This window comes from Novosphingobium sp. 1529 (assembly GCF_040544855.1).
Classification (GTDB): domain Bacteria; phylum Pseudomonadota; class Alphaproteobacteria; order Sphingomonadales; family Sphingomonadaceae; genus Novosphingobium; species Novosphingobium capsulatum.
This window is the reverse complement of record NZ_JBEPKW010000005.1, coordinates 76,979-102,972: the sequence shown is the minus strand read 5'-3', so window position 1 is coordinate 102,972 and position 25,994 is coordinate 76,979. Positions and strand designations below refer to the sequence as shown.

Here is a 25,994-nt window from a genome sequence, read left to right as displayed (position 1 = left end):
AAGCCCAGTCATGTCGCCAGCCATTCTTCTCCTGCTCGCCTTCGGGCTGGGCCTTGTCGGCTGGCTGGCGGCCCGCTCGCGCGCCTGGGCGTTTCGCGCCAAGACGCCGGATGCGCGCCTGCATTCGTTGCCCAGCTTCCACGCCTGGTACGTGGCGCTGTGGATCGCGGTGCCGGCGCTGGTCTTTGCCCTGGTGTGGAATGCGGTCAGCCCGGCGCTGATCACCGCGCATGTCCTGGCCGATCCGGCAGCGGCGGCCCTGCCCGGCTTTGGCTTTGAACGCGAAGCCATGCTGGCGCAGGCCCGCGCCGTGGCCGAAGGCAAAGCGTTTGGCGTGTTCATGCCCGAGGCAGAAGGGCTGATCGCGCCCTATCGCGTCGCGCTCGCCCGCTATGAATCGATCGGGCTGATCGTGACGATCCTGGTCGCGCTGGCTGGCGGGGCCTTTGCCTTCCTGCGCTTGAAGCCTGATTTCACCGCCCGCACGCGGGTGGAGCGGGCGGTCATGTCGCTGCTGCTGATCGCTTCGCTCGTCGCCATTCTCACCACGGCCGGCATCATCATCAGCCTGGTGTTCGAAACCGTGCGCTTCTTCGGCATGGTCTCGCCTATCGATTTCCTGTTCGGCACCCACTGGGCGCCCGATCCGATGAGCACCGGCGCGGTCGATGGCAAGCAGTTCGGCGCCATTCCGCTGTTCTGGGGCACGATCTATATCGGCGCGATCATTGCCATGCTGGTGGCCATCCCGCTTGGCCTGATGAGCGCGATCTACCTCACGCAATATGCTTCTTCCACCGTGCGCAAGGTGATCAAGCCGCTGCTCGAAATCCTCGCGGGCGTGCCCACGGTGGTATACGGCTATTTCGCCGCCCTCACCGTGGCGCCGGCGGTGCGCGATTTCGCGCAAGGCATCGGCATTTCCAGCGCCTCGACCGAAAGCGCGGTGGCTGCCGGCCTGGTCATGGGCGTGATGATCATTCCCTTCGTGTCATCGATGGCCGACGATTCCATCGCCGCCGTGCCCGATGCCCTGCGCGATGGCAGCCTGGCGATGGGCGCCACCCGCGCCGAAACCATCCGCAAGGTGCTGGTGCCGGCCGCGCTGCCCGGCATCGTCGCGGGCATCATGCTGGCGGTCAGCCGCGCGATCGGTGAAACCATGATCGTGGTGATGGCGGCCGGCGCCTCGGCCAATCTCACTGCCAATCCGTTTCAGTCGATGACCACGGTGACGTTCCAGATCGTTGCCATGCTCACCGGCGAAGGCAGCTTCGATCACCCGGCCACCCTTTCGGCCTTTGCCCTGGGCATGGTGCTGTTCCTTGTCACCCTGGCGCTCAACTTCATCGCCCTGCGCGTGGTGAAGCGCTATCGCGAAGCCTATGAGTGAGCCGATCATGGACACGCTGACTTCCTCTTCTGCCGATACGCTGGCCGCCCAGCGCCGCGCCCGCATGGCCGCGCGCCTGGCGCGCCGCCACACCGGCGACCGGCTGTTCAAGCTGGCTGGCCTGGGTGCCGTGGCGTTTTCCGCGCTGGTCCTGGTGTTCCTGCTGGTGTCGATGGCATCGAGTGGCCTGGCTGGCTTCCAGCGCAGCGAACTGCGCTTTGACCTGCCCCTGCGCGGCCAGCTTTCGATCGATCGCGATCGCCTGGGCCAGCCCGATCCGGCCAGCGCGCTGGAACTGGCAGGCCTGCCGGCCATGGTCGATGCCGCTGCCGAAAAGGGCCTGGGCCAGGGCGGCGCGGCGCTGCTTGCCGATGGTGCCTGGCGCGATGTCGCCGCGCAGATCGCGGCCAAGCCTGCGCTGCTGGACGAACCGAGCCTATCGCTTTCCCTGCCCGCCACCGACGAACTCGCCGCTGCCCAGCGTGGCGATGGCCCCGAGGCACTTCGCCCTGTCGCGCAGCGCCTGGTCCAGGATGGCAAGCTGGTGCGCGCATTCGACTGGGGCTTCCTTGCCCGTTCCGACGCTACCAGCCCGCAGTCCGTGGGCATCTGGGGCGCGCTCAAGGGTTCGATCATGACCATGCTGGTCACGATCGTGCTGGCTTTCCCGGTGGGCGTGCTCGCCGCGCTCTATCTGGAGGAATATGGCCCGCGCAACCGCTGGACTGACCTCATTGAAATCTCGATCAACAACCTGGCGGCCGTGCCCTCGATCATTTTCGGACTGCTGGGCCTCGCGGTATTCCTCGCGATCTTCCCGCACTATCGCTCGGCCCCGCTGATCGGCGGCATGACGCTGGCGCTGATGACGATGCCGGTCATCGTGATTTCCGGGCGCAATGCGATCAAGGCAGTCCCGCCTTCGATCCGCGATGCCGCGCTGGCCATGGGCGCCAGCCCGGTGCAGGTGGTGTTCCACCACGTGCTGCCGCTCGCCCTGCCCGGCATCCTTACCGGCACGATCATCGGCATGGCCCGCGCGCTGGGTGAAACCGCGCCGCTGCTGATGATCGGCATGCGCGCCTTCGTCGCTTCGCCACCGGGCGATCTCACCTCGCCAGCCACGGTGCTGCCGGTGCAGATCTTCCTGTGGTCCGACGAAATCGACCGTGGCTTCATCGAGCGCACCAGCGCCGCGATCGTCGTCCTGCTGGTCTTCCTTCTGCTCATGAACGGTCTTGCCATCTACCTGCGCAACCGCTTCGAGAAACGGTGGTAACATGAACGCCCCCCTGCCCCTCACCGACGCCCCTGCCGAAGCCGCGGCGCAGATCACCAGCTTGCCCGACGATGGCCCGGCCAAGATCAGCGCGCGCAACGTTTCGGTGTTCTATGGCGCCAAGCGCGCGATCGACGATGTCTCGATCGACGTGCCCAACGACTATGTCACCGCGTTCATCGGTCCCTCGGGCTGTGGTAAGTCCACCTTCCTGCGTTCGTTGAACCGCATGAACGACACGATCGCCAATGCCCGGGTCGAAGGCGAAATCCTGATCGATGGGCAGGATATCTACCGCTCGGGCATGGACGTGGTGCAGCTGCGCGCGCGCGTTGGCATGGTCTTTCAAAAGCCCAACCCGTTTCCCAAGTCGATCTATGAAAACATCGCCTATGGCCCGCGCATCCACGGGCTGACGACCAGCAAGAGCGAGTTGGACGGCATCGTCGAAACCTCGCTCCAGCGCGCCGGCCTGTGGGACGAAGTCAAGGATCGGCTCACTGACAGCGGCACCGCGCTGTCAGGCGGGCAGCAGCAGCGCCTGTGCATTGCCCGCGCCATTGCCGTCGATCCCGAAGTGATCCTGATGGACGAGCCGTGCTCCGCGCTCGATCCCATCGCCACCGCGCGGATCGAGGAACTGATCGACGAATTGCGTGGCCGCTATGCCATCGTGATCGTCACCCACTCCATGCAGCAGGCCGCCCGCGTCTCGCAGCGCACCGCGTTCTTCCATATGGGCAAGATCGTGGAATATGGCACGACCTCGGACATCTTCACCAATCCACGGGAAGAGCGCACCAAGGACTATATCACCGGGCGTTACGGGTAAGGATACGAGACGTGGCTGAACATACCGTCAAGGCATTCGACGAAGACATCACCCGCCTGCGCGGCCTGGTGGCGGAAATGGGCGGCCTGGCCGAACTTTCCATTACCGAGGCGATGGACGCCCTGGTTGGCGGCAACGAGGAACTGGCCACCAGCGTGATCGCGCGCGACAAGCGCATCGACCAGCTGGAGGGCGAGGTCGATCGCCTCGCCATCCGCGTGCTCGCCCTGCGCGCACCGATGGCCGACGACCTGCGCGAAGTGATCGCCGCGCTCAAGATCGCCGGCGTGATCGAACGGATTGGCGACTATGCCAAGAACATCGCCAAGCGCGTGGGTCATATCGAGGGGCGCAAGCGCTTCGAGCCGCTGACCCTGCTGCCGATCATGAACGAGCTGGCCAGCGACATGGTGCACGACGTGCTCACCGCGTATGCCGCGCGCGATGCCGTGGCCGCCGCCGAAATCGTGCGTCGCGACGCCAAGGTCGATGCGATCTATGACAGCGTGTTCCGCAATTTCGTGTCCTACATGGTGGAAAACCCGGCCACGATCAGCAGCGTGGCCCAGCTCATGTTCGTCGCCCGCAATATCGAGCGGATCGGCGACCAGGCCACCAATATTGCCGAAATCGTCCACTATGCCGCCACGGGCACCTATCTGCCCGAACGGGAAGACGTCATTCCGCCAGCGTGATCGCGGCGGCCGCATTATTCCCGCGCCATTCGTCATGGCCACGTAACAATTGTCGTGCTTTCGCAAGGTTACGGTCAAGGTTCATCCCGGAGGTAATGCGTGTCTGCTCCCAAGCTGCTTCTCGTCGAAGACGATACCGCGCTGGCCGAACTCGTGGAATATCGCTTCCGCGGTGAAGGCTATGACGTGCGCAGCACCGACGATGGCGATGAAGCCCTGCTTCTGGCCGCCGAAGACACGCCCGATCTCGTGCTGCTCGATTGGATGATCGGTGGCACCAGCGGGATCGAGGTGTGCCGCCGCCTGCGCCGCAACAAGGCCACGGCCCATGTGCCGATCATCATGCTCACCGCCCGCAGCGATGAGGATGATCGCGTGCGCGGCCTGGAAACCGGCGCAGACGACTATGTCACCAAGCCGTTCTCGCCACGCGAACTCATCGCCCGCGTCGGCGCCGTGCTGCGCCGCGTGCGCCCGGCGCTGGCCGGCGAAACCATTACCGTTGGCGACATGAGCCTCGATCCCACCGCGCACCGCGTCACCCGGCGCGGCCAGACGATCAAGATCGGCCCCACCGAGTTCCGCCTGCTCAAGCATTTCATGGAACATCCCGGCCGCGTGTTTTCGCGCGGGCAGCTGCTCGATGCGGTGTGGGGCAGCGGCAGCGACATCGAACTGCGCACGGTTGACGTGCATATCCGCCGCCTGCGCCAGGCGATCGCCCTGCCCGGCGCGGCTGACCCGGTGCGCACCGTGCGCTCCGCCGGCTACGCCCTGGAAGGCGTGTAACCATCCAAATCCTCCCCCACACCGTGGGGGAGGTGTCAAGCCCGCAGGGCTGACGGAGGGGGGCACGTCGATGCTCCTCCCATCACGCCAAAGCCGGCACCTGATGCGCCAGGAATTGCAGGCAGCGGCGCAGGCGCGGTGTCTGTCCCTGGCGCGGCTCGAACAGCGCCACCACCGGCAGCGCCGGCAGTTCCAGATCGGGCAGCACCGCCTCCAGCGCGCCGCTCTCCAGGTCTTCGGCCACTTCCCACAGCGAATGCAGCGCCACGCCAGCTCCATCAAGGGCCCAGGCCCGCGCCACGTCGGCATCGTTGGTGGCCAGGCCCGCCGGCAGCGCCAGCCCCTCGGGCAGGCCCTCGCGCAGCACGGCGCCGGCTTCGTCCAGCACCACCACATGCTCGTGCCTGGCAAGATCATCCACCGCCTGCGGGCGCCCGCGCCGCTCCAGATAGGATGGCGCGGCACACAGCACGCGCGGGTTGCTGCCCAAACGGCGGCAGATCAGCGACGACAGCGGCGGCGCGGCAAAGCTGATCACCAGATCGTGCCCGCTCTCCACCGGATTGGCGAGCGTGGGCACGCTGTCGAGATGCACAGTCACATCGGCATGGGCGCGGGCAAAGCGCTGAAGCAGTTCGCCCAGGCGGCGGCGGCCGAAGGCCAGGGTCGTGGCCACTTTCAGCGTGCCGGCCGGGCCAAAGGCGCGCGTGCGAATCACAGTTTCGGCCCGTTCCATGTCGGCCAGGGCCTGCCCGGCCTGGCGATAGAAAATCTCGCCTTCCTCGGTCAGCGAGAGATGGCGGCTGTTGCGGCGGACCAGCGCCACGCCCAGGCGCGCCTCCAATTGGGCCAGGCGGCGGCTGACCACCGGCAGCGACAGGCCCAGGCGCACGGCGGCCTGCGACAGGCTGCCCGCCTCCGCCACGCGGACGAATGAAACCAGTTCGGAATAACGATCTGCCATTAACCGAGGATAGGAAACGCGTATTGCGCCGCAATATGCCCAAGGTTGCAGAACTGTTTGAAATCGTTGCCCGCTGCCGGATTTACGACGTAATGCCCTGTTCCACCTGATGTTTTCAAAATCTGCAAGCCACGGTTGTCGGCCATGGGCATTCCCATTCCCCTGGCGCGTCGCAAAATGAAAGGGTGATGGCGTGCCATGGTGGTACCGCCAATGAGACACGGGAACCTGTCGATGGCCTTTGCATTCCCCTTTCGCGACGCCGCACCTGCCGCCGCGCATCGCGCCGAACAGCCCCTGCGCTGGAACGATATCGAGGCGCTGCCGGTGCACTGCGCTGTGCTGGCCATGGCCGTCTTGGCCTGGCTGGCGATCAATGAAGAAGGGCAGACACTGCAACTGGCGCTCGCCAAGGTGATCGGTATTATCGGCTGCATCGCGCTGCGCCGGGCATGGCTGGGCATGGATCGCCCCGATGCCCCGGCGCCGCGCCCCTGATCAAAGGTTCAACCAGGCATGATCGTTGGCAAGACCCCGCGTATCCGCATGACGTTCGTGGCGGCGTGGAACACGCTGCTCGCCCTGTTCGTGTGGGATGTGGCGGTAACCGTCTTCTATTATTTCACGCCCTTCCCCGCGCCGGCCCTACCCTTGACGATCTTCGGCACCGGGCTGGCGCTGCTGCTGGGGTTCCGGGTCAATTCGGCCTATGCCCGCTGGTGGGAAGGCCGCATCGTGTGGGGCGCGATGACCAACGCCTCGCGCAGCCTGGCGCGCGCGGTGGGTGCCGCCCTGCCCGATCACGCGGCCGGCCAGGCATTGCGCCACGACGTGGTGCGCCGCCACATCGCCTATGTCCACGTGCTGCGCCACCAGTTGCGCGGGCAAGACCCGGCCGAAAGCGCGCAGCGTGTGCTCGGCATCACCGATATTCCCGAGTTGGCGCGGCGCAACCCGGCCAATGGCCTGCTCGAAGGCAATGGCATGCGCCTGGCCAGTGCGCTGCGCCAGGGCTGGATCGATACCGTGCAGTTGAGCCGGATCGAGGCGATCATGGTCGATATCAGCAACGCCCAAGGCGCCATGGAGCGGCTGCGCAACACCCCGCTGCCCGCGCAATACCGCAGTTTTCCCACGTTCTTCACGCGCCTGTTTTGCGTGCTGCTGCCGATTGGCCTGGTCGAAACGCTGGGGCCGGCCACACCGCTGGGCTCGGCGCTGGCGGGCTTCATGTTCCTGGCCGCGCTGCAGATCGGCGATGATCTGGTCAATCCGTTTGCCAACACGATCCACGACGCCCCGCTCACCGCGATGTGCGCCACGATCGAATCCGATTGCAATGAAAGCCTGGGCCTGCCGCCGGTGCCGGTGGTTCAGCCCGACGGCGGCATCCTGTGGTAGGTCAAAGGCCGATCAATGGCGAAATGTCGAGGTCTGACGCCGTGATCCAACCGTGGCGGAAATTGGCGTAGAGCAGGGCAAAGACCACCGCCGAAACCAGCGTGGCACGCCAAGCCACCATGCGCGGCCGGAAATTCACCGGCGCGCTGGTGGCATGGCCCACCGTGGGGTTCACCCCGGCATCGTGCGGGGTGCGCAGGCCAAAGGGCAGCACGGCAAATGCCGCCAGCACCCAGATCAGGGCATAGACCGCCAGCATCGAGCCAAAACGCATCGTTCTCTCCCTCTTGCGCCGTGCGGCTGTTGCCGGCTCAACGTTCGCGCAGCAGCACCTGCACCACCGGCTTCTTGCCCGACCAGCGCTGCGCCGTGCGTCTTACCGCAAGCCGCACGCATTCGGCAACGGCCACCCGGTCGCGCTTGCGGTCGCCCTTGAGGGCTTTGAGCGCCTTGGACACGTCCTCGCGCGCCTCTTCCAGGAACGGCTCCATGTCCTCTTCCAGGGGCACGCCAATGCAGCCGATGTCCACGCCAGAGGCCTGCTTGCCTTCGGCGGTGACCGCCAGGGCCACGCTGACCAGGCCATTGTTGCCCAGCTTGCGCCGCGCGGCCATCGCCTCGCCATCGGCCGGGGCGATGATATCGCCATCCAGCACCAGGCGGCCATTGCGCTCCGTGCTCAGCTTGACCGGCCCATTGGGCGCAAGGCGCACCAGATCACCATTCTTCTGCAGGATGGTCTTGGGAATGCCCTCGGCCTTGCCCAGCGCGGCCTGCTCGGCCATGTGGCGGATTTCGCCATGCACCGGCACCAGGATCTTGGGGCGCAGCCAATCATAGAGCGCCACCAGTTCCGGCCGGCCCGGATGGCCCGAAACGTGGATCATCGATTGCTTGTCGGTGATCAGGCGCACGCCCTTTTCCACCAGCGCGTTCTGCACGCGGCCGATGGCCAGTTCGTTGCCGGGAATCTGGCGGCTGGAAAACACCACCGCATCGCCCGCTTCCAGCGAGATCGGATGCTGGCCGCCCGCGATCCGCGCCAGCGCGGCGCGCGCCTCCCCCTGTCCGCCGGTGGCCAGGATCAGCACTTCGCCGCGCGGCAGGTCCATTGCCGCGTCCATGCTGATCGGATCGGGAAAATCAAGCAGATAGCCCGACGCCTGCGACACCTTGATGATGCGATCGAGCGAGCGCCCGGCCACGCACAGCTGCCGGCCGGTGGCCTCGGCCACTTCGGCCAGGGTCTGCAAGCGCGCCACGTTGGAGGCGAAGGTCGTCACCACCACGCGCCGGCCCTTGAGCTCGGCAATGGTTTCGAGCAGCCCGGCGCGCACCGCACCTTCCGAGCCGGACGGCTTGGGATTGAACACGTTGGTGGAATCGCACACCAGCGCCAGCACGCCTTCGTCACCGATGGCAGTCAGCTCTTCCTCGGTAGCCGGCGTGCCCACGCGCGGCTCGTCGTCGAGCTTCCAATCCCCGGTGTGGAACACGCGGCCATAGGGCGTGTCGATCACCAGGGCATTGCCTTCGGCGATGGAGTGCGCCAGCGGCACATAGCGGATGTCGAACGCGCCGAGCGAGAGGCTGCCCTCGTTCTGGATCACGTTCAGTTCGACGCTGTTCTCGATGCCGGCTTCCACCAGCTTTTCATTCACCAGGCGCGCGGTGAACGGCGTGGCATAGAGCGGCACGCCCAGTTCCTGCGCAAAATAGGGCACCGCGCCGATATGATCCTCGTGCGCATGGGTCAGGACAATGCCGAGCAGGTCCTTCTTGCGCGCTTCGATGAATTCCAGATCGGCAAAGACGAGTTCGACGCCGGGGTACCAGGGATCGGCAAAGGTCATGCCCAGGTCGACCATCAACCACTTGCCGTCACACCCATAAAGGTTGACGTTCATCCCGATCTCGCCCGAACCTCCAAGGGCGAGAAACAGCAATTCCTTTCCGGGCTTCACTCTTGTGTCCTGTTCTGGGCGGCCGCGATGGCGCGCTCTGCAAGCAAGGCCATGCCGTCCAACGTCAGGTCGGGGTCGACATGGTCAAAAATCCGCGTGTGGCGGTCAAACAATACGGCCAGCCCGCCCGTGGCAATCACCTTGGCCGGTTGGCCGATTTCGGCGCGCATCCGGGCGATCAGGCCTTCCATCATGGCCACATAGCCCCAGAACACGCCGATGTGCATCTGGTCTTCGGTGTTGCGCCCTATCACGCTTTCGCCCTGGCGCGGCACGGAAATGGCAATGCGCGGCAATTTCGCCGCCGCACTCACCAGCGCGTCGAGCGAGAGGTTGATCCCCGGCGCAATGATCCCGCCCTTGTAGGTGCCTTTCGGGTCAACCCAGTCGAACGTGGTCGCCGTGCCGAAATCGATGATGATCAGGTGCTGCCCGGGATGGGCGGCATGGCCGGCAATCACGTTCAGCGCGCGATCCGCGCCGAGCGAGCGCGGCTCGTCGACATCAGCGACAAAGCCCCATTCGGCCAGGCCCTGCCCCGCCACCAGCGCTTCCAGGCCGAAATACTTGTCGGCCAGAACCTGCAGGTTGTGCAGCGCGCGCGGCACCACGGTGGAAATCACGATCTGGCGCACGGCATCGCGGGCAAAGCCCTGGATCTGCATCAATTGCAGCAGCCACACGGCGTATTCGTCGGCCGTGCGGCGCGGATCGGTGGCCACGCGCCAGCGCGCGCGGATCGTGCGATCCTCGAACAGGGCAAACACCACGTTGGTATTGCCGACATCAACCGCCAGCAGCATTACGCATCTCCTTGGGCCGCTGGCGGCGTGGGATCGCCCACCAGATCGACATCGCCGGCATGAATCGCAAGGGTGCGGCCATCGGCCAGGCGCAATTGCGCCACGCCATCGGCATCGATGCCGGCAAAGGCGCCCATCATCAGGCCATGGTCGCGATCGTTTACGGAAACCAGCGTGCCACGCGGCACCGCCCGCTCTTCCCAGGCGCTGCGCAAGATAGGCCATTGCCCGGCATGCCAGGCGCCAAGCCGCGCGGCCCAGGCGCCCGCCAGCGCTGCAGCAAAGGCATCACGCGCAATAGCGTGGCCCAATGCCGCAAGGGAAACGGTCTCCCGCTCCGGCACATCGGGCGCGGCGGCCAGGTTCACGCCGATCCCCACCACCACGGTCTGGCCCACCCGCTCCAGCAGGATGCCGGCCAGCTTGGCCTGGCCGACCAGCAGGTCGTTGGGCCACTTCAGGTACAGCCCGGGCAGCCCCGGTGCGACGCCGGCCACCGCATCCCACAACGCCAGGCCGGCTACCAGTGCTAATGTCTGCGGCGCGGTTTCATGGGGCGCCAGTTGCACGGCGGTAGAGCCCATGAAGTTGCCGAAGCCATCGCTCCACACCCGGCCCGATCGGCCGCGTCCGGCGCTCTGCCGATCGGCGATCAGCCAGTGCCCCTCCAAAAGGCAATCCCCCCCACCAGCGCGCGCCACAAGGGCCGCGTTGGTGGAGGGGATTTCTTTTACGTATTCGAGCAAGGGCGGCTCAGGCCACGTGGAACAGCGCGGCTGCCGCATTGCCAGCAAGCACGTGCAGCCAGTTGGTCAGCAGGTAGCCCAGCGGCGAGATGAACAGCGTGGCCACCACCAGCAACACGGTATGGGCCAGTTCGCTCTTGCCCGTCACCTTGTCGGTCGCCTCGTCAAAGTAGAGCACCTTGACGACCTTGAGGTAGTAGAACGCGCCGATCACCGAGGCCGCGATACCGATCGCGGCCAGCGCCAGCAGGTTGGCCTGAACGGCCGCCTGGAACACCACGAACTTGCCCCAGAAACCGAACAGCGGCGGAATGCCCGCCAGGCTGAACATGACGGCAGCCAGCGCTGCGGCCAGGCCCGGGCGCGTCTTGGACAGGCCGGCCATGTCGGAAATCGCTTCCACCGGATCGCCATCGGCGTCCTTGAGCATCAGCACGGCGACAAAGCCCGCCACCGACATCGCCACGTAGATCGCCAGGTAAACCAGCATCGCGGCCGCGCCCGGCTGGTTGGCACAGGCCAGCCCGATCAGCATGAAGCCGACGTTGTTGATCGACGAATAGGCCATCAGGCGCTTGATGTTGTTCTGCCCGATCGCGCCCAGCGCACCGATCACGATCGACAGCAGCGCGGCGAAGATCACGATCTGCTGCCAGGCGTGGACCTGGGTGCCGAATGCTTCGAGGCTGACACGCATCAGCAGCGTGAGCGCAGCGACCTTGGGCGCCGTGGCAAAGAAGGTCGTCACCGGGGTCGGCGCGCCTTCATAAACGTCGGGCGTCCACATGTGGAACGGCGCAGCGCTGATCTTGAACGCCAGGCCAGCCAGCACGAAGACCACGCCAAAAGTGGCGCCGGTGGACAGGCCATGGCTAAGCGCCAGGCGAATGCCTTCAAAGCTGGTCGTGCCGGTGAAGCCGTAAGTCAGGCTGACGCCATAGAGCAGGATGCCCGAGGCGAGCGAGCCCAGCACGAAGTACTTAAGGCCCGATTCCGCCGAGCGTTCGTCGCTGCGCAGCATTGAGGCCAGCACATACGAGGCCAGGCTGTTGAGTTCGAGACCGATATACAGGGCGAGAAGATCGCCGGCCGAAACCATGATCCCCATGCCCAGCGCGGCAAACAGCACCAGCAGCGGAAATTCCGCACGCATGCCGCGCACGCGTTCGAAGAACGCGGGCGCCACGATCAGCGTCACGCCGGCACCGGCATAGATCAGCAGCTTGGCAAATGCGGCAAAGGCATCGGCATGATACTGGCCGGCAAAGGCCGTCACCGCCGGGCCCATCGCCGATCCGCACAGCGCGGGCGCGGCGATCAGGGCGCAGACGGTCAGGACCGCAACCGACAGGATCGAGATCAGGCGCGCAGCCTTGTCACCGGCCCAGGCCGCCACCAGCAGCAGGATCAGGCCGGAAATGCTGAGCACTTCCTCGGCCAGGGTGATCTGGAGAGAGCGAAGCAGTTCCATCAGTGCGCCTCCCCGTGCGCGGCTTCTTCATGGGCAGCGGCACCAACCGGCTGGGCCACCCCGAGTTTCAGTTGCGCGTCGCCCTTGGGCTTGGCCGGGGCCACGCGCGCTTCAAGCGCGGCGATATCCTTGCGCATCGGCGCCAGGAAGCTTTCCGGATAGACGCCCATCCACAGCACCACGGCGGCCAGCGGCACCATCATTGCCCACTCGCGCTTGTCGAGATCGAGCATGGCGGCAGCGTCGGCGTTCTTCTGGTCACCAAAGATCACGCGGCGATAGAGGTAGAGCATATAGGCCGCACCCAGGATGATCCCGGTGGTGCAGACCAGCGCGACCCAGCTGCTTTCGGCATAGACGCCCATCAGCGAGAGGAATTCACCCACGAACCCGCTGGTGCCCGGCAGGCCGATCGAGGCCATGGTGAACAGCAGCATGAACAGCGCGTAGTACGGCATGTTGATGGCAAGGCCGCCGTAGCGCGTGATTTCACGGGTGTGCAGGCGATCATAGATCACGCCCACGCCCAGGAACAGCGCGCCGGCCACCAGGCCGTGGCTGAGCATGATCAGCATCGAGCCTTCGAGACCCTGCGTGTTGAACGCGAACAGGCCGATGGTCACGATCGCCATGTGCGCGACCGAGGAATAGGCGATCAGCTTCTTGATGTCCTGCTGGACCAGCGCGATCAGCGAGGTAATCACCACGGCTGCCATCGACAGGCCCCACACCAGCGGCGCGAACTGCGCCGAGGCTTCGGGGAACATCGGCAGCGAGAAGCGGATGAAGCCATAGCCACCCATCTTGAGCAGCACGCCCGCCAGGATCACCGAGCCGGCGGTGGGTGCCTGCACGTGCGCGTCGGGCAGCCAGGTGTGCACCGGCCACATCGGCATCTTCACCGCAAAGCTGGCAAAGAACGCAAGCCACAGCCAAGTCTGCGCATGGACCGGGAAATTGTAGGCCATCAGGGTCGGGATGTCGCTGGTGCCCGCCACGTTGACCATCCAGAACATCGCGATCAGCATCAGCACCGAGCCGAGCAGCGTGTAGAGGAAGAACTTGTAGCTGGCGTAGATGCGGTCCGCCCCACCCCAGATGCCGATGATCAGATACATCGGGATCAGGCCGGCTTCGAACATGATGTAGAACAGGAACAGATCCTGCGCGGTGAAGACGCCGATCATCAGCGTCTCCATCAGCAGGAACGCCGCGTAGTATTCACCGGCGCGCTTCTCGATCGAGTTCCAGCTGGCGCCGATGCAGATCGGCATGAGGAACACGGTCAACGCGATCAGCAGCAGGGCGATGCCATCAATGCCCAGCTTCCATTCAAAGCCGGAGAAGAGCGCAGCCCGCTCCTGGAACTGCCACTGCGCGCCGCCCACATCGAAGTGCATCCACAGGACAACACCCAGGACGAAATCGATGAGCGTGGCGATCAGCGCGATCAGGCGGGCCTGCTCGCGATTGGCCTTGAGGACCAGGCCGGCGCCGACGAGCGGCACCAGCAGCATGAGCGAAAGGATCGGAAAGCCGGTCATTGTACGATCACCCAGCTGATCGCGCCGACGAGACCGACGAGCATGACCAGCGCATAGCTGTAGAGATATCCGGACTGGAGCTTGACCGCCCCGCGGCTGCCCTGCGCCACCAGCCAGGCAGCGCCGTTCGGGCCAAAGCGATCGATGATCCCGATATCACCCACCTTCCAGAACACGCGGCCGAGCCACAGCGCGGGGCGCACGAAGATGAAGTGATAGAGTTCGTCGAAGTACCACTTGTTGAGCAGGAAGCGGTAGAGGAAGCCGAACTGGTTCACGAAAGCCGCCGGGAACGCCGGGTTCACGACATAGGCATAAGTCGCGATCAGGAACCCGGTGACCATCACCGCGAACGGCGACCACTTCACCCAGGTCGGCACATGGTGCGCGGCGTGGATCAGATGCTCGCTGTAAACCAGCGCGCCCTTCCAGAACTCACCCGTCCCTTCGCTGATGAACGCGTGTGCGAACACCCAACCTGCGAAGATGGCGCCGAGCGACAGCACGACCAGCGGCACCAGCATGACCAGCGGGCTTTCGTGCGGGTGATAGCCCGCCGTGCCATCGCTGGGTTCGTCATGGTGGTGATGATCATGGCCATGCGCGTGTGCATGATCATGCCCATGATCGTCGTGGCCATGCGCATCGTGCACGGCGTGCTGGATGTGCTCCGACTGCTCCCAGCGCGGCTTGCCGAAGAAAGTCAGGTAGACCAGGCGCCACGAATAGAAGCTGGTGAGCAGCGCAGCGAACACGCCCATGAAGAAGGCAAAGTGCCCGAGTTCGGTGCCCTTGGCCCAGGCGGCCTCGATGATCGCATCCTTCGAGAAGAAACCGGCAAAACCGATCTCGAATGCACCCACCCCGGTAATGGCCAGCGTGCCGGCCATCATGGCGAAGAAGGTCAGCGGGATCTTCTTCCGCAGGCCACCGTAATAGCGCATGTCCTGTTCGTGGTGCATGGCATGGATCACCGAGCCGGCACCCAGGAACAGCAGCGCCTTGAAGAACGCGTGCGTGAACAGGTGGAACATCGCCGCGCCATAGGCGCCAACGCCGGCGGCAAAGAACATGTAGCCGAGCTGCGAGCAGGTCGAATAGGCGATCACGCGCTTGATGTCGGTCTGCGTCGTGCCGATCGTGGCGGCAAAGAAGCAGGTCATCGCGCCGATGAAGGTGACGAAGCTGGTCGCCGTCGGGCTCAGTTCGAACAGCGGCGACAGGCGGCAAACCATGAACACGCCGGCGGTCACCATGGTGGCCGCGTGGATCAGCGCCGACACCGGGGTCGGGCCTTCCATGGCGTCAGGCAACCAGGTGTGCAGGCCGAGCTGCGCCGACTTGCCCATCGCGCCGATGAACAGCAGGATGCAGATCACCGTGGCGGTATCGAGGCGATAGCCCAGGAAACCGATGGTCGAGCCCCAAAGGACGGCTGGCGCATCGTGCAGGATCTGTGGGATCGACACGGTGTGGAACACCAGGAACGTCGCAAAGATGCCCATCATGAAGCCAAGGTCGCCCACGCGGTTGACCACGAAGGCCTTCATCGCGGCGGCATTGGCGCTGGGCTTGCGGAACCAGAAGCCGATCAGGAGGTACGAGGCCAGGCCCACGCCTTCCCAGCCGAAGAACATCTGCACCAGGTTGTCGGCCGTCACCAGCATCAACATGGCAAAGGTGAACAGCGACAGATAGGCGAAGAAGCGCGGCTGATCGGGTTCCTCGCTCATGTACCCCCAGGAATAGAGGTGCACGAGGAACGAGACGGTGGTGATCACCACCAGCATGATCGCGGTGAGCGTATCGACGCGCAGCGCCCAGAGGAAATCGAGATCGCCCGACTTCACCCAGTGCAGCACCGGCGTAACGCTCGCTTCGGCATGGCCGCCCAGGAACGAGAGGAAGATCGGCCACGACAGCGCGCAGGAAAAGAACAGCGCGCCGGTGGTGATCACCTTCGACGGGATCAGGCCCAGTTTCTTGTTGCCAAGGCCGGCAACGATCGCTGCCAGAAGCGGCAGGAAGACGATGACGTTGATGGACGACATGGGTTCAGCCCTTCATCCGGTTGACGTCGTCGACGGCAATCGTGCCGCGGCCACGGAAGTAGATGACAAGAATGGCAAGACCGATCGCCGCTTCGCCCGCTGCCACCGTGAGCACGAACATCGCGAAGATCTGGCCGACCAGATCATGCAGGAAGACGCTGAAAGCGACCAGGTTGAGGTTCACCGACAGCAGGATCAGCTCGATCGACATCAGCAGAATGATGACGTTCTTGCGGTTGAGGAAAATCCCCAGCACGCCGAGCACGAACAGGATCGCGCTGACGAAGACATAATGTTCGATGCCGATCATCAGAGCGTTACCCCCTTCCCGACTTCCGGCTGAAGATTGATGGTCGCCTCTTCCGGACGGCGCGAGATCTGGCTGCTCGGCTTCTGGCCGCGCACATCGCCACGCTGGCGATGGGTCAGCACGATGGCGCCGATCATGGCCACCAGCAGGATGATGCCAGCGGTTTCGAACAGGAAGAGATAGCGCGAATAGAGCAGCGCCCCGATGGCCGCCGTGTTGGACAGCCCCGCCACAGGCGCAGTCGCCGCATCAGGCGTACCCAGCACCAGGCCACCGGCCTTGTAGGCGCCCACGCCCATGACCAGTTCGGCCAGGAACACGAAAGCCAGGGCAAAGCCCAGCGGGAAGTTCTTGATGAAGCCGGCCCGCAGCTGCGCGAAGTCGATGTCGAGCATCATGACGACGAACAGGAACAGCACCGCGACCGCGCCGACATAGACGATCACCAGCAGCATCGCGATAAACTCGGCGCCGATCAGGATCATGAGGCCGGCGGCGTTGAAGAACGCCAGGATCAGCCAGAGCACCGAGTGCACCGGATTGCGGGCGAGAATGGTCACCGCGCCCGAAAAGATCGTAAGCGTGGCAAAGAGATAAAAGGCAATTGCCTGGATCATGACGCGCGCCCCTTACCGGTACGGTGCATCGGCTTCAAGGTTCGCGGCAATCGCCCGCTCCCACTTGTCCCCGTTCGCCAGCAGCTTGGCCTTGTCGTAGAGCAGTTCTTCGCGCGTTTCGGTCGCGTATTCGAAGTTCGGCCCTTCGACGATGGCATCGACCGGGCATGCTTCCTGGCAAAAGCCGCAGAAGATGCACTTGGTCATGTCGATATCATACCGCGTGGTGCGGCGGCTGCCGTCCTCGCGCGGTTGCGCCTCGATCGTGATCGCCTGCGCCGGGCACACCGCTTCGCACAGCTTGCACGCGATGCAGCGTTCCTCGCCGTTGGGATAACGGCGCAGGGCGTGTTCACCACGGAAGCGCGGCGAGATCGGGTTCTTCTCGAACGGGTAGTTCACGGTCGCCTTGGGCCTGAAGAAATACTTCAGGGTCAGCCAGTGCGCTTTCACGAACTCCCAGAGGGTGAAGCTCTTGACGAGCTGTCCGACAGTCATGCGAAGTGTCCGGTAGCCATGAGGTAGCCGCTGACGAGGAACACGAACAGCAGCGAGACGGGCAGGAAGATCTTCCAGCCAAGGCGCATCAGTTGGTCATAACGGTAACGGGGCACCGTCGCCTTGACCCAGCTGAACACGAAGAAGCCGAAAGCGATCTTGAGGATCAGCCAGATCCAACCAGGGATCAGGTAGAGGATCGCCAGTTCCACCGGCGGCAGGTAACCGCCCCAGAACAGCGTGGCGTTGAGCGCACACATCAACAGCACGTTGCCGTATTCACCTAGCCAGAACAGGGCGAAGGCCATCGACGAATATTCGGTCTGATAGCCGGCGACGAGTTCGCTTTCCGCTTCGGTCAGGTCGAACGGCGCGCGCTGGGTTTCGGCCATGCTGGAGATGAGGAACATCACCCACATCGGGAACAGCAGCGGGCTGCACCAGAAACCGTTGATGAAGCCAAGCCCGAAGCCGTGCTGCGCCTTGACGATATCGTTGAGATTGAACGAGTTGGCCCACAGCACCACGCAGACCAGGATGAAGCCGATCGAGACTTCATAGCTGATCATCTGGGCCGATGCGCGCATCGCCGAGAAGAACGGGTACTTCGAGTTGGACGACCAGCCCGCGATGACGATGCCGTAAACCCCGAGCGACGAGATCGCGAGGATATAGAGCAGGCCGACGTTGATGTTGGCCAGGATCGCGCCAGAATTGAACGGGATCACCGCCCAGGCCAGCAGCGCCACGGTAAAGGTGATGATCGGCGCGATCAGGAACAGACCCTTGTTCGCGGCCGAAGGAATGATGGTTTCCTGCAGGAACACCTTCAGGCCGTCGGCAAACGACTGAAGAATGCCGAACGGGCCAACCACGTTGGGGCCACGGCGGAGCGCCATCGATGCCCAGACCTTGCGGTCGACATAGATGACCATGGCCACCGCCAGCATCACCGGCAGCGCGATCAGCAGGATTCCGCAGATCGTGGAAATGGTCCAGGCCGCCGCGAAGGGCAGGCCAAGGCCTTGAAAGAACGCAGTCATTCCGCGGCCTCCGCCTGAAGTTCACCGTGGAGCAGTTCGCTCGAGCAGCGCTGCAGCGTGGGGCTGGCGCGGCCGATGGCGTTGGTCAGATAGGGATCGGCGATCGGATAGGCGATCGTCCCAGTGCAATCCGCGCTGGCTGGAGCCGTGGGAAGCGCGCCGTAATCGGCCAGACCTTCGACGCCCAGTGCCGGCACCGCCGCGATCATCGCCGCGCGCAGCTGTTCAAAGCTGTCGAACCCGACATTGACGCCAAAGGCATCGGCCAGCGCGCGCAGGATCGTCCAGTCTTCGCGCGCTTCGCCCGGAGCGAACACGGCGCGTTCGGCAAACTGCACGCGGCCTTCGGTGTTGACGTAAGTGCCGTCCTTTTCGCTGAACGCAGCGGCGGGCAGGATCACGTCGGCGGCATGGGCCGCCTTGTCGCCGTGATGGCCAATGTGCACGATCATGCTGTCGGCAAACTTGGTCCAGTCGACCTCGTCCGCACCCAGCGAAATGACCATCTTGGGCTTGGCCGCCACCAGATCAGCGAGGCCGCCCGGCTGGGCATAACCCAGCATCAGGCCGCCCATGCGCGCGGCGGCCATGTGCAGCACGTTGAAGCCATTCCAGCCTTCGCGCACCAGGTTGAAGCGCGCGGCAAAGCCCAGGCCCGCTTCCAACGCGCCCTTGGCGAGGCCAGCACCGCCGATGATGATCGCCGGCTTGGCCGCTGCACCAAACGCGTCGGCCACTTCGGCCGGCAGGTTGGAAAGCGTGGCGGCATCGTCGCCCAGGAACGTGGCGGGGAACGTCGTATCCCACACCGGGCCGATCACGAAGACCTTGGCGCCGCGCTTGGCGGCCTTGCGCAGGCGTGCATTCAGCAGCGGAGCTTCGGAACGGATCTGGCTGCCCACGATCAGGATCGCGTCGGCGTCCTCGATACCCGCAAGGGTGGAGTTGAACGCCACTGCAGCCAGGCTCGACGTGGTGTAAGCCATGCCGGTCTGCCGCCCTTCGAGCAGCGAGGAACCGAGCGCACCGGCCAGAGACTTGGCGGCGAACATCGTTTCGCAATCGACCAGGTCACCGGCAACCACTGCGACCGACGGGCCGGGGTTGATCGAGGCGACCGCGGCAAAGGCTTCGGCCCAGGTTGCGGCAACCAGCTTGCCATCGCGGCGCAGCCACGGACGGTCCAGGCGGCGGCGGGTCAGGCCGTCGACCATGAAGCGGCCACGGTCGGCCAGCCATTCCTCGTTCACGTCATCGTTGACGCGCGGCAGGATGCGCAGCACTTCGCGGCCACGGCTGTCGAGGCGGATATTGGCGCCGATCGCGTCAGACACGTCGATCGACAGCGTCTTCTTCAGCTCCCACGGACGCGCTTCAAACGCATAGGGCTTGCTGGTCAGCGCGCCGACCGGGCACAGGTCGATCACGTTGGCCGAAAGCTCGTGCTTGGCGGCCTTTTCCAGATAGGTGCTGATCTGCATGGTTTCGCCGCGATAGAGCGCGCCGATCTCGTCCACGCCGGCGATCTCTTCCGAGAACCGCACGCAGCGGGTGCAGTGGATGCAGCGCGTCATCGTCGTCTTGATCAGCGGGCCCATGTACTTCTCGGTCACGGCACGCTTGTGCTCGTGATAGCGCGAGCCGCCACGGCCATAGGCCACCGACTGGTCCTGCAGGTCGCATTCGCCGCCCTGGTCACAGATCGGGCAATCGAGCGGGTGGTTGATGAGGAGGAACTCCATCACCCCTTCCCGCGCCTTCTTGACCATTTCGCTGTCGGTGCGGATTTCCTGGCCTTCGCTGGCCGGAAGCGCGCACGACGCCTGCGGCTTGGGCGGCCCAGGCTTCACTTCGACCAGGCACATGCGGCAGTTGCCGGCAATGCTCAGCCGCTCGTGATAGCAGAAGCGGGGGATTTCCTTGCCGGCGAGTTCGCAGGCCTGGAGCACGGTGGCCCCGGCCGGAACTTCGAGTTCGACGCCGTCTACTTTGACCTTGGGCATTATTCTGCTGCCTCCCGAACGTCGGCGCGCGCGGCGATGCGACGTTCGATTTCGGGGCGGAAGTGGCGGATCAGGCCCTGGATCGGCCAGGCGGCCGCGTCACCCAGGGCGCAGATGGTGTGGCCTTCGACCTGCTTGGTCACGTTGAAGAGCATGTCGATCTCTTCCACGTCAGCATCGCCGGTGCGCAGGCGCTCCATCACGCGCCACATCCAGCCGGTGCCTTCGCGGCAGGGCGTGCACTGGCCGCAGCTTTCGTGCTTGTAGAAGTACGACAGGCGGCTGATCGCGCGGACGATGTCGGTGGACTTGTCCATGACGATGATCGCCGCGGTGCCCAAGCCAGACCCCAGCGCGCGCAGGCCGTCAAAGTCCATCGGCGCGTTCATGATCTCGGCGGCCGGCACCAGCGGCACCGACGAACCACCCGGGATCACGGCCAGGAGGTTGTCCCAACCGCCGCGAATGCCGCCGCAATGCTTCTCGATCAGCTCGCGGAACGGGATCGACATCTCTTCCTCGACCACGCAGGGCTTGTCGACGTGCCCGCTGATCTGGAACAGCTTGGTGCCCTTGTTGTTCTCACGGCCAAAGCTGGAGAACCAGCCCGCGCCACGGCGCAGGATGGTGGGGGCAACCGCGATCGATTCCACGTTGTTCACCGTGGTCGGGCAGCCATAGAGCCCGGCGCCGGCCGGGAACGGCGGCTTGAGACGGGGCTGGCCCTTCTTGCCTTCGAGCGATTCGATCATCGCGGTTTCTTCGCCGCAGATGTAGGCGCCCGCGCCGCGGTGGACGAAGACGTCAAAGTCATAGCCCGAACCGGCGGCGTTCTTGCCGAGCAGACCCGCGTCGTAGGCTTCAGCCACGGCGGCAAACAGCGTTTCGGCCTCGCGAATATATTCACCGCGAATGTAGATATAGGCTGCGCGCGCACCCATGGCGAAACCGGCGACCAGCGCGCCTTCGATCAGCTTGTGCGGATCGTGGCGGATGATCTCGCGGTCCTTGCACGAACCCGGTTCGGATTCGTCGGCGTTGATCACCAGGAAGCTGGGACGGCCATCCTTGGATTCCTTGGGCATGAACGACCACTTCATGCCGGTGGGGAAGCCCGCACCGCCACGGCCGCGCAGGCCGGAGTCCTTCATTTCCTGGATGATCGCGTCACGGCCGCGCGCGATCAGATCCTTGGTGTTGTCCCAATCGCCGCGCGCCTGGGCGGCAGCCAGGTTCCACGGCTGATAGCCGTAGAGATTGGTGAAAATGCGATCCTTGTCGGCAAGGGCCATGGCTTACCACTCCCCTCGATAATCGTGGTTTTCGGAAACCATCGCCGTCAGCGAGGTCGGCCCACCCACCGGTTCCACGGTGTGGCGGCCCGGCTCCTGCGTGCCAGTCTTGGGCTGGCGCCCGGCAGCGAGTTCGTCGAGGATATGCTCGATCCGCTCGGCCGTCAGGTCTTCATAGTTGTCGTCGTTGATCTGCACCATCGGCGCCGACGAGCAGTTGCCCATGCATTCCACTTCGGTCAGCGTGAACAGACCATCAGCAGTGGTGTGGCCCTTCTTCATGCCCTTGGCCTTGCAGGAGGCGAGGATGTCGTCAGACCCGCGCAGCATGCACGGCGTGGTGCCGCAGACCTGCACGTGGAACCGGCCGATCGGCGCGATGTTGTACATCGTGTAGAAGGTGGCCACTTCGAGCACGCGGATGATCGGCATGTCGAGCTGCGCGGCGACGTATTCCATCACCGGCAGCGGCAGCCAGCCCTGCGTGTTCTCTTCGGCGCCAACCTGGCGCTGCGCCAGGTCGAGCAGCGGCATCACCGCAGAACGCTGGCGCCCGGCGGGATAGCGCGCGATGATTTCCTTGGCCTTGGTCGCGTTCTCGGGCGTCCAGGCAAAGCTGCCCCAGCGCGCACGCAGCGCGGGGCTATCGGGTTCGGGATGACGATCAGCCATTAGCGAATGAACTCCACGCGTGCGCACTTGCCATCGACGAAGCTGTAGACGGCAATCACGTCAAACGGCTCGGCAGCGGCAGAGCGCCAGACGCGCTCGTGAAACACCACATAATTGCCCAGCTCGTTCGCCCCGATCACCTCGGCGCGGTTTTCCGGAAACTCGGCAAACATCTTCTTGAGGCCCTGGCGGGTGCCTTCCTTGCCGTCGCGCACCACGGCGCCGCGATAGCCCGCTTCGCAGGCATCGTCGGTCATGTAGCTGACGTAAGTGTCGGCATCCTGGGCGTTGTAGGCCGCGATCATGGCCGTGGCGATCTGGGTCAAACCAGCCATGTCAAAGCCCCCTGCGCCGGCGGGCGCGGTTGAACCACAGCCCCTGGCCAAAATGGAACAGCTCGAAACCACCTACCGCGCTCGCCAGCATGGCCAGGCTTTCCGGCGCCTTGCCGGTTACGCCCAGGGCAATGAACCATGCCACGGCCAGGACCAGCCCGGTCAGGCAGGCGAGGATCGAAACCTGATCGATCTGCGCGCGGCTCACCGGTCGCACTCCCCGAACACCACGTCGATCGCGCCCAGGATGGCGGTCGCGTCGGGCAGCATGTGGCCCTTGGACATGAAGTCCATCGCCTGGAGATGCGAAAACGCCGTGGGGCGGATCTTGCAGCGATAGGGCTTGTTGGTGCCGTCAGAGACCAGGTACACGCCGAATTCGCCCTTGGGGCTTTCGGTGGCGACATAGACTTCGCCGGCCGGCACGTGGAACCCTTCGGTGTAGAGCTTGAAGTGATGGATCAGGCTTTCCATCGAGCTCTTCATCTCGGCGCGCTTGGGCGGCATCACCTTGCGGTCGTCGCTGTGCACCGGGCCTTCGGGCATCTGCGCCAAGCACTGCTTCATGATCCGGGCCGACTGGCGCACTTCTTCCACGCGCACCATCATGCGGTCATAGCAATCGCCCCGCGTGCCCACCGGAATATCGAATTCCATGCGGTCATAGACGTCATAGGGCTGCGCCTTGCGGATATCCCAGGGGATGCCCGAACCGCGGATCATCGGGCCGGAGAAGCCCCAGCGCACCGCATCGTCCTTGCTCACCACGGCGATATCGACGTTGCGCTGCTTGAAGATGCGGTTGTCAACCACCAGGCTCATCGCGTCGTCAAACAGCTGCGGCAGGCGCGTGTCGAGCCAGTCGGCCATGTCGGTCAACAGCTTGAGCGGCACGTCCTGGTGCACGCCGCCGGGGCGGAACCAGGCCGAGTGCATGCGCGCGCCCGATGCGCGTTCGAAGAACGTGAGGCAATCCTCGCGGATTTCGAACAGCCACAGGTTCGGCGTCATCGCCCCCACGTCCATGACGTGCGAACCGATGTTGAGCATGTGGTTGCAGATGCGGGTCAGCTCGGCAAACAGCACGCGCAGATACTGCGCACGCAGCGGCACGGCGATGTTGAGCAGCTTTTCCACCGCGAGCACGTAGGAGTGCTCCATCGCCAGCGGCGAGCAGTAGTCCAGGCGGTCGAAATAGGGCAGCGCCTGGAGATAGGTCTTGTGCTCGATCAGCTTTTCCGTGCCGCGATGCAGCAGGCCGACGTGCGGATCGATCCGCTCGATGATTTCGCCGTCCAGCTCCATCACCATGCGCAGCACGCCGTGCGCTGCCGGGTGCTGCGGGCCGAAGTTGATCGTGTAGTTGGTGATGACCTCGTCACCCGTGGTGGGCGACTGTTCGAGCGAGAAGCTCATGCCTTGTCTCCCGAGGGCTTGGTCGCTTCCTTGTTGGCCGCCGCGCCAGCGCCGGTATGCGCCGGCGTCGGCGTGTCCTTGGGCGTGGCCACCGGTGCAGGCGCGGCCGCTTGCGCTGCCTTCTCGTCACCGGGCAGCACGTAGTCGGCGCCTTCCCACGGGCTCATGAAGTCGAACTGGCGCAGGTCCTGGGCCAGGCGCACGGGCTCATAGACCACGCGCTGGTCTTCCTCGGAATAGCGCAGCTCGACATAGCCGGTCAGCGGGAAGTCCTTGCGGAACGGGTGCCCCTGGAAGCCATAGTCGGTGAGGATGCGGCGCAGATCGGGGTTGCCCGCGAACAGCACACCATACATGTCATAGACTTCGCGTTCCAGCCAGCCAGCCACCGGCCACAGCGTGGTGGCGGTGGGAACCGGGGTGGACTCGTCGGTGCGGACCTTCACGATCAGGCGGTGGTTGCGGGTCAGCGAGAGGAGGCAGTAAACCACCTCGAAACGGTCAAGCCGCTGCGGATAGTCCGCCCCGGCAATTTCCATCAGCTGCTGGTATTCGTGCTCGTCACGCAGGGTGCGCAGCACGTCCTGGATGCGCTCGCGCACCACCAGCAGGACGATTTCGCCGTGCTCTTCCTTGGCTTCGATCACCAGGTCGCCCAGCGCGGTGGCCAGCGTGTCCTTCACCCCGTCGAAGGGGGCATAGCGCGGTGCGGAATGCAGAATGGCCATGTGCCCTACCCTCTCAACGCTCAAGCGTGCCGATGCGGCGGATCTTCCGCTGCAACTGCATCACGCCATAGAGCAGCGCCTCGGCAGTCGGCGGGCAACCCGGCACATAGATATCCACCGGCACGATGCGGTCGCAGCCGCGCACCACCGAATAGCTGTAGTGGTAATAGCCACCGCCATTGGCGCACGAGCCCATCGAGATGACGTACTTGGGGTCCGACATCTGGTCGTAGACCTTGCGCAGCGCCGGGGCCATCTTGTTGCACAGCGTGCCGGCCACGATCATCACGTCGGACTGGCGCGGCGAAGCGCGCGGGGCAACGCCGAACCGCTCCATGTCATAGCGCGGCATGTTGACGTGGATCATTTCCACCGCGCAGCATGCCAGGCCAAAGGTCATCCACCAGAGCGAGCCGGTGCGCGCCCACTGGAACAGTTCCTCGGTCGAGGTGACGAGAAAGCCCTTGTCCGAAACCTCGGCGTTGATGCTTTCGAAAAAGGCCTGGTCGGGCGCGACGATCGGCGAGCCAGCGACGGGCGAGACAGCGGGAGTAGTAGCCATGTCGTTCATTCCCAATCCAGTGCGCCCTTCTTCCAGGCATAGATGAAGCCCAGCACCAGTTCAGCCAGGAAGACCATCATGGTCGCCCAGCCGGCCCAACCGGTCTGCTTGAGGCTCACCGCCCAGGGAAACAGGAACGCTGCTTCCAGGTCGAAGATAATGAACAGGATCGCCACGAGATAGAACCGCACGTCGAACTGGCTGCGCGGGTCTTCAAAGGCGGGGAACCCGCACTCATATTCGGCCAGCTTGTCTGCCGTGGGGTTGTGCGTGCCGGTCAGGCGGGCAGCTCCCATGGGCAGGAAAACGAAGGCCGTTGAAAGCGCGAGCGCGATCCCGAGAAAGATCAGGATCGGCAGATATTGGATGAGGTCGACCAAGGGGCTGACTCGCGATGGAATGCACTTGGCACGGGGCACTAGTCCTGCCTTGGCCCATGCGCAAGTGGGGTGCAGCGCAATAAAGGGGGTTGACCCCACCCATTTGGGCAAGATCGTGACAATACCGAGGCACGAACCCCCGGATTTCGCCCAAAAGCCCGGCAAACCAGCCACCTCTTGCCGCATCGCGAGATGTCAGTTGCAGG

29 protein-coding genes are annotated in these 25,994 nt (G+C 64.6%); 7 read left to right on the top strand and 22 right to left on the bottom strand.

Annotation, left to right across the window (positions count from 1 at the left end):
• Window positions 1-10 precede the first annotated feature (10 nt).
• From pstC to phoB, 5 genes are all read left to right on the top strand, one after another.
• The gene (gene pstC / locus ABIC78_RS12140; RefSeq protein WP_022675553.1) at window positions 11-1,393 is read left to right on the top strand and encodes a phosphate ABC transporter permease subunit PstC; all 1,383 of its coding nucleotides are present in this window, start codon (window positions 11-13) and stop codon (window positions 1,391-1,393) included.
• Between the two features lie 7 nt (window positions 1,394-1,400).
• Window positions 1,401-2,672, top strand: a complete 1,272-nt coding sequence (gene pstA, locus ABIC78_RS12135; protein ID WP_354489921.1) for a phosphate ABC transporter permease PstA — start codon at window positions 1,401-1,403, stop codon at window positions 2,670-2,672.
• A gap of 1 nt (window position 2,673) precedes the next feature.
• Complete coding sequence (gene pstB, locus ABIC78_RS12130; protein ID WP_062782152.1) at window positions 2,674-3,504, top strand: phosphate ABC transporter ATP-binding protein PstB; 831 nt, start codon at window positions 2,674-2,676, stop codon at window positions 3,502-3,504.
• Between the two features lie 11 nt (window positions 3,505-3,515).
• Entirely contained in the window at window positions 3,516-4,199 is a 684-nt protein-coding gene (phoU, locus tag ABIC78_RS12125) for a phosphate signaling complex protein PhoU (RefSeq protein ID WP_022676279.1), read from the top strand.
• 99 nt (window positions 4,200-4,298) lie between these two features.
• On the top strand, window positions 4,299-4,988 hold the full coding sequence (gene phoB / locus ABIC78_RS12120; RefSeq protein ID WP_022676280.1) for a phosphate regulon transcriptional regulator PhoB: 690 nt from the start codon (window positions 4,299-4,301) through the stop codon (window positions 4,986-4,988).
• Between the two features lie 82 nt (window positions 4,989-5,070).
• Here phoB and ABIC78_RS12115 read toward each other — a convergent pair whose 3' ends face one another.
• Window positions 5,071-5,952 (bottom strand): LysR family transcriptional regulator, encoded by an 882-nt coding sequence (locus ABIC78_RS12115; RefSeq protein ID WP_354489918.1) that lies wholly within the window; start codon window positions 5,950-5,952, stop codon window positions 5,071-5,073.
• Window positions 5,952-6,098, bottom strand: a complete 147-nt coding sequence (locus ABIC78_RS12110; RefSeq protein WP_354489916.1) for a hypothetical protein — start codon at window positions 6,096-6,098, stop codon at window positions 5,952-5,954. Before ABIC78_RS12110 ends, ABIC78_RS12115 begins: the two co-directional genes overlap by 1 nt.
• Before the next feature lie 88 nt (window positions 6,099-6,186).
• Between ABIC78_RS12110 and ABIC78_RS12105 the strand changes: the two genes are divergently transcribed.
• Both ABIC78_RS12105 and ABIC78_RS12100 read left to right on the top strand, forming a co-directional pair.
• On the top strand, window positions 6,187-6,450 hold the full coding sequence (locus ABIC78_RS12105; protein WP_354489914.1) for a hypothetical protein: 264 nt from the start codon (window positions 6,187-6,189) through the stop codon (window positions 6,448-6,450).
• 18 nt (window positions 6,451-6,468) lie between these two features.
• The gene (locus ABIC78_RS12100; RefSeq protein ID WP_354489912.1) at window positions 6,469-7,353 is read left to right on the top strand and encodes a bestrophin family protein; all 885 of its coding nucleotides are present in this window, start codon (window positions 6,469-6,471) and stop codon (window positions 7,351-7,353) included.
• A gap of 1 nt (window position 7,354) precedes the next feature.
• Here ABIC78_RS12100 and ABIC78_RS12095 read toward each other — a convergent pair whose 3' ends face one another.
• From ABIC78_RS12095 to ndhC, 20 genes are read right to left on the bottom strand one after another with little or no spacing between them, the layout of a single operon-like run.
• Window positions 7,355-7,627, bottom strand: a complete 273-nt coding sequence (locus tag ABIC78_RS12095) for a DUF1467 family protein (RefSeq protein WP_022676285.1) — start codon at window positions 7,625-7,627, stop codon at window positions 7,355-7,357.
• Window positions 7,628-7,664: 37 nt separating this feature from the next.
• Entirely contained in the window at window positions 7,665-9,260 is a 1,596-nt protein-coding gene (locus ABIC78_RS12090; protein ID WP_216643461.1) for a ribonuclease J, read from the bottom strand.
• Between the two features lie 53 nt (window positions 9,261-9,313).
• Window positions 9,314-10,120 carry a type III pantothenate kinase gene (locus ABIC78_RS12085; protein ID WP_169048082.1) on the bottom strand — a complete coding sequence of 269 codons (807 nt, stop codon included), beginning with the start codon at window positions 10,118-10,120 and terminating at the stop codon, window positions 9,314-9,316.
• The gene (locus ABIC78_RS12080; RefSeq protein WP_354489909.1) at window positions 10,120-10,905 is read right to left on the bottom strand and encodes a biotin--[acetyl-CoA-carboxylase] ligase; all 786 of its coding nucleotides are present in this window, start codon (window positions 10,903-10,905) and stop codon (window positions 10,120-10,122) included. The genes ABIC78_RS12085 and ABIC78_RS12080 overlap by 1 nt, the downstream gene beginning before the upstream one ends.
• Window positions 10,874-12,337 (bottom strand): NADH-quinone oxidoreductase subunit NuoN, encoded by a 1,464-nt coding sequence (gene nuoN, locus ABIC78_RS12075; RefSeq protein ID WP_354489907.1) that lies wholly within the window; start codon window positions 12,335-12,337, stop codon window positions 10,874-10,876. Before nuoN ends, ABIC78_RS12080 begins: the two co-directional genes overlap by 32 nt.
• Window positions 12,337-13,881: an NADH-quinone oxidoreductase subunit M gene (locus tag ABIC78_RS12070; protein WP_022676290.1), complete on the bottom strand. Its 1,545-nt coding sequence runs from the start codon at window positions 13,879-13,881 to the stop codon at window positions 12,337-12,339. The genes nuoN and ABIC78_RS12070 overlap by 1 nt, the downstream gene beginning before the upstream one ends.
• Window positions 13,878-15,932, bottom strand: coding sequence for an NADH-quinone oxidoreductase subunit L (gene nuoL, locus ABIC78_RS12065; protein ID WP_354489904.1), 2,055 nt, complete (start codon window positions 15,930-15,932; stop codon window positions 13,878-13,880). The genes ABIC78_RS12070 and nuoL overlap by 4 nt, the downstream gene beginning before the upstream one ends.
• Window positions 15,933-15,936: 4 nt before the next feature.
• On the bottom strand, window positions 15,937-16,242 hold the full coding sequence (gene nuoK / locus ABIC78_RS12060; protein ID WP_022676292.1) for an NADH-quinone oxidoreductase subunit NuoK: 306 nt from the start codon (window positions 16,240-16,242) through the stop codon (window positions 15,937-15,939).
• Window positions 16,242-16,859 carry an NADH-quinone oxidoreductase subunit J gene (locus ABIC78_RS12055; RefSeq protein ID WP_022676293.1) on the bottom strand — a complete coding sequence of 206 codons (618 nt, stop codon included), beginning with the start codon at window positions 16,857-16,859 and terminating at the stop codon, window positions 16,242-16,244. Before ABIC78_RS12055 ends, nuoK begins: the two co-directional genes overlap by 1 nt.
• Before the next feature lie 12 nt (window positions 16,860-16,871).
• The gene (nuoI, locus tag ABIC78_RS12050; RefSeq protein WP_022676294.1) at window positions 16,872-17,357 is read right to left on the bottom strand and encodes an NADH-quinone oxidoreductase subunit NuoI; all 486 of its coding nucleotides are present in this window, start codon (window positions 17,355-17,357) and stop codon (window positions 16,872-16,874) included.
• A complete protein-coding gene (gene nuoH, locus ABIC78_RS12045; protein WP_171792506.1) occupies window positions 17,354-18,400 on the bottom strand; it encodes an NADH-quinone oxidoreductase subunit NuoH in 1,047 nt (348 codons plus the stop codon). Before nuoH ends, nuoI begins: the two co-directional genes overlap by 4 nt.
• Complete coding sequence (nuoG, locus tag ABIC78_RS12040; protein ID WP_354489901.1) at window positions 18,397-20,403, bottom strand: NADH-quinone oxidoreductase subunit NuoG; 2,007 nt, start codon at window positions 20,401-20,403, stop codon at window positions 18,397-18,399. Before nuoG ends, nuoH begins: the two co-directional genes overlap by 4 nt.
• Window positions 20,403-21,695: an NADH-quinone oxidoreductase subunit NuoF gene (gene nuoF / locus ABIC78_RS12035; protein ID WP_354489899.1), complete on the bottom strand. Its 1,293-nt coding sequence runs from the start codon at window positions 21,693-21,695 to the stop codon at window positions 20,403-20,405. Before nuoF ends, nuoG begins: the two co-directional genes overlap by 1 nt.
• 3 nt (window positions 21,696-21,698) lie before the next feature.
• On the bottom strand, window positions 21,699-22,367 hold the full coding sequence (locus tag ABIC78_RS12030; RefSeq protein ID WP_062782119.1) for a complex I 24 kDa subunit family protein: 669 nt from the start codon (window positions 22,365-22,367) through the stop codon (window positions 21,699-21,701).
• Window positions 22,367-22,702, bottom strand: a complete 336-nt coding sequence (locus tag ABIC78_RS12025; RefSeq protein WP_062782116.1) for a nuclear transport factor 2 family protein — start codon at window positions 22,700-22,702, stop codon at window positions 22,367-22,369. The genes ABIC78_RS12030 and ABIC78_RS12025 overlap by 1 nt, the downstream gene beginning before the upstream one ends.
• Before the next feature lies 1 nt (window position 22,703).
• Window positions 22,704-22,910 (bottom strand): hypothetical protein, encoded by a 207-nt coding sequence (locus ABIC78_RS12020; RefSeq protein ID WP_022676300.1) that lies wholly within the window; start codon window positions 22,908-22,910, stop codon window positions 22,704-22,706.
• Window positions 22,907-24,118 (bottom strand): NADH-quinone oxidoreductase subunit D, encoded by a 1,212-nt coding sequence (locus ABIC78_RS12015; protein ID WP_022676301.1) that lies wholly within the window; start codon window positions 24,116-24,118, stop codon window positions 22,907-22,909. The genes ABIC78_RS12020 and ABIC78_RS12015 overlap by 4 nt, the downstream gene beginning before the upstream one ends.
• Window positions 24,115-24,846, bottom strand: a complete 732-nt coding sequence (locus tag ABIC78_RS12010; protein ID WP_168351305.1) for an NADH-quinone oxidoreductase subunit C — start codon at window positions 24,844-24,846, stop codon at window positions 24,115-24,117. Before ABIC78_RS12010 ends, ABIC78_RS12015 begins: the two co-directional genes overlap by 4 nt.
• 13 nt (window positions 24,847-24,859) lie before the next feature.
• Window positions 24,860-25,417, bottom strand: coding sequence for a NuoB/complex I 20 kDa subunit family protein (locus ABIC78_RS12005; RefSeq protein ID WP_022676303.1), 558 nt, complete (start codon window positions 25,415-25,417; stop codon window positions 24,860-24,862).
• Window positions 25,414-25,788, bottom strand: coding sequence for an NADH-quinone oxidoreductase subunit A (ndhC, locus tag ABIC78_RS12000; RefSeq protein WP_022676304.1), 375 nt, complete (start codon window positions 25,786-25,788; stop codon window positions 25,414-25,416). Before ndhC ends, ABIC78_RS12005 begins: the two co-directional genes overlap by 4 nt.
• Window positions 25,789-25,994: the final 206 nt, after the last annotated feature.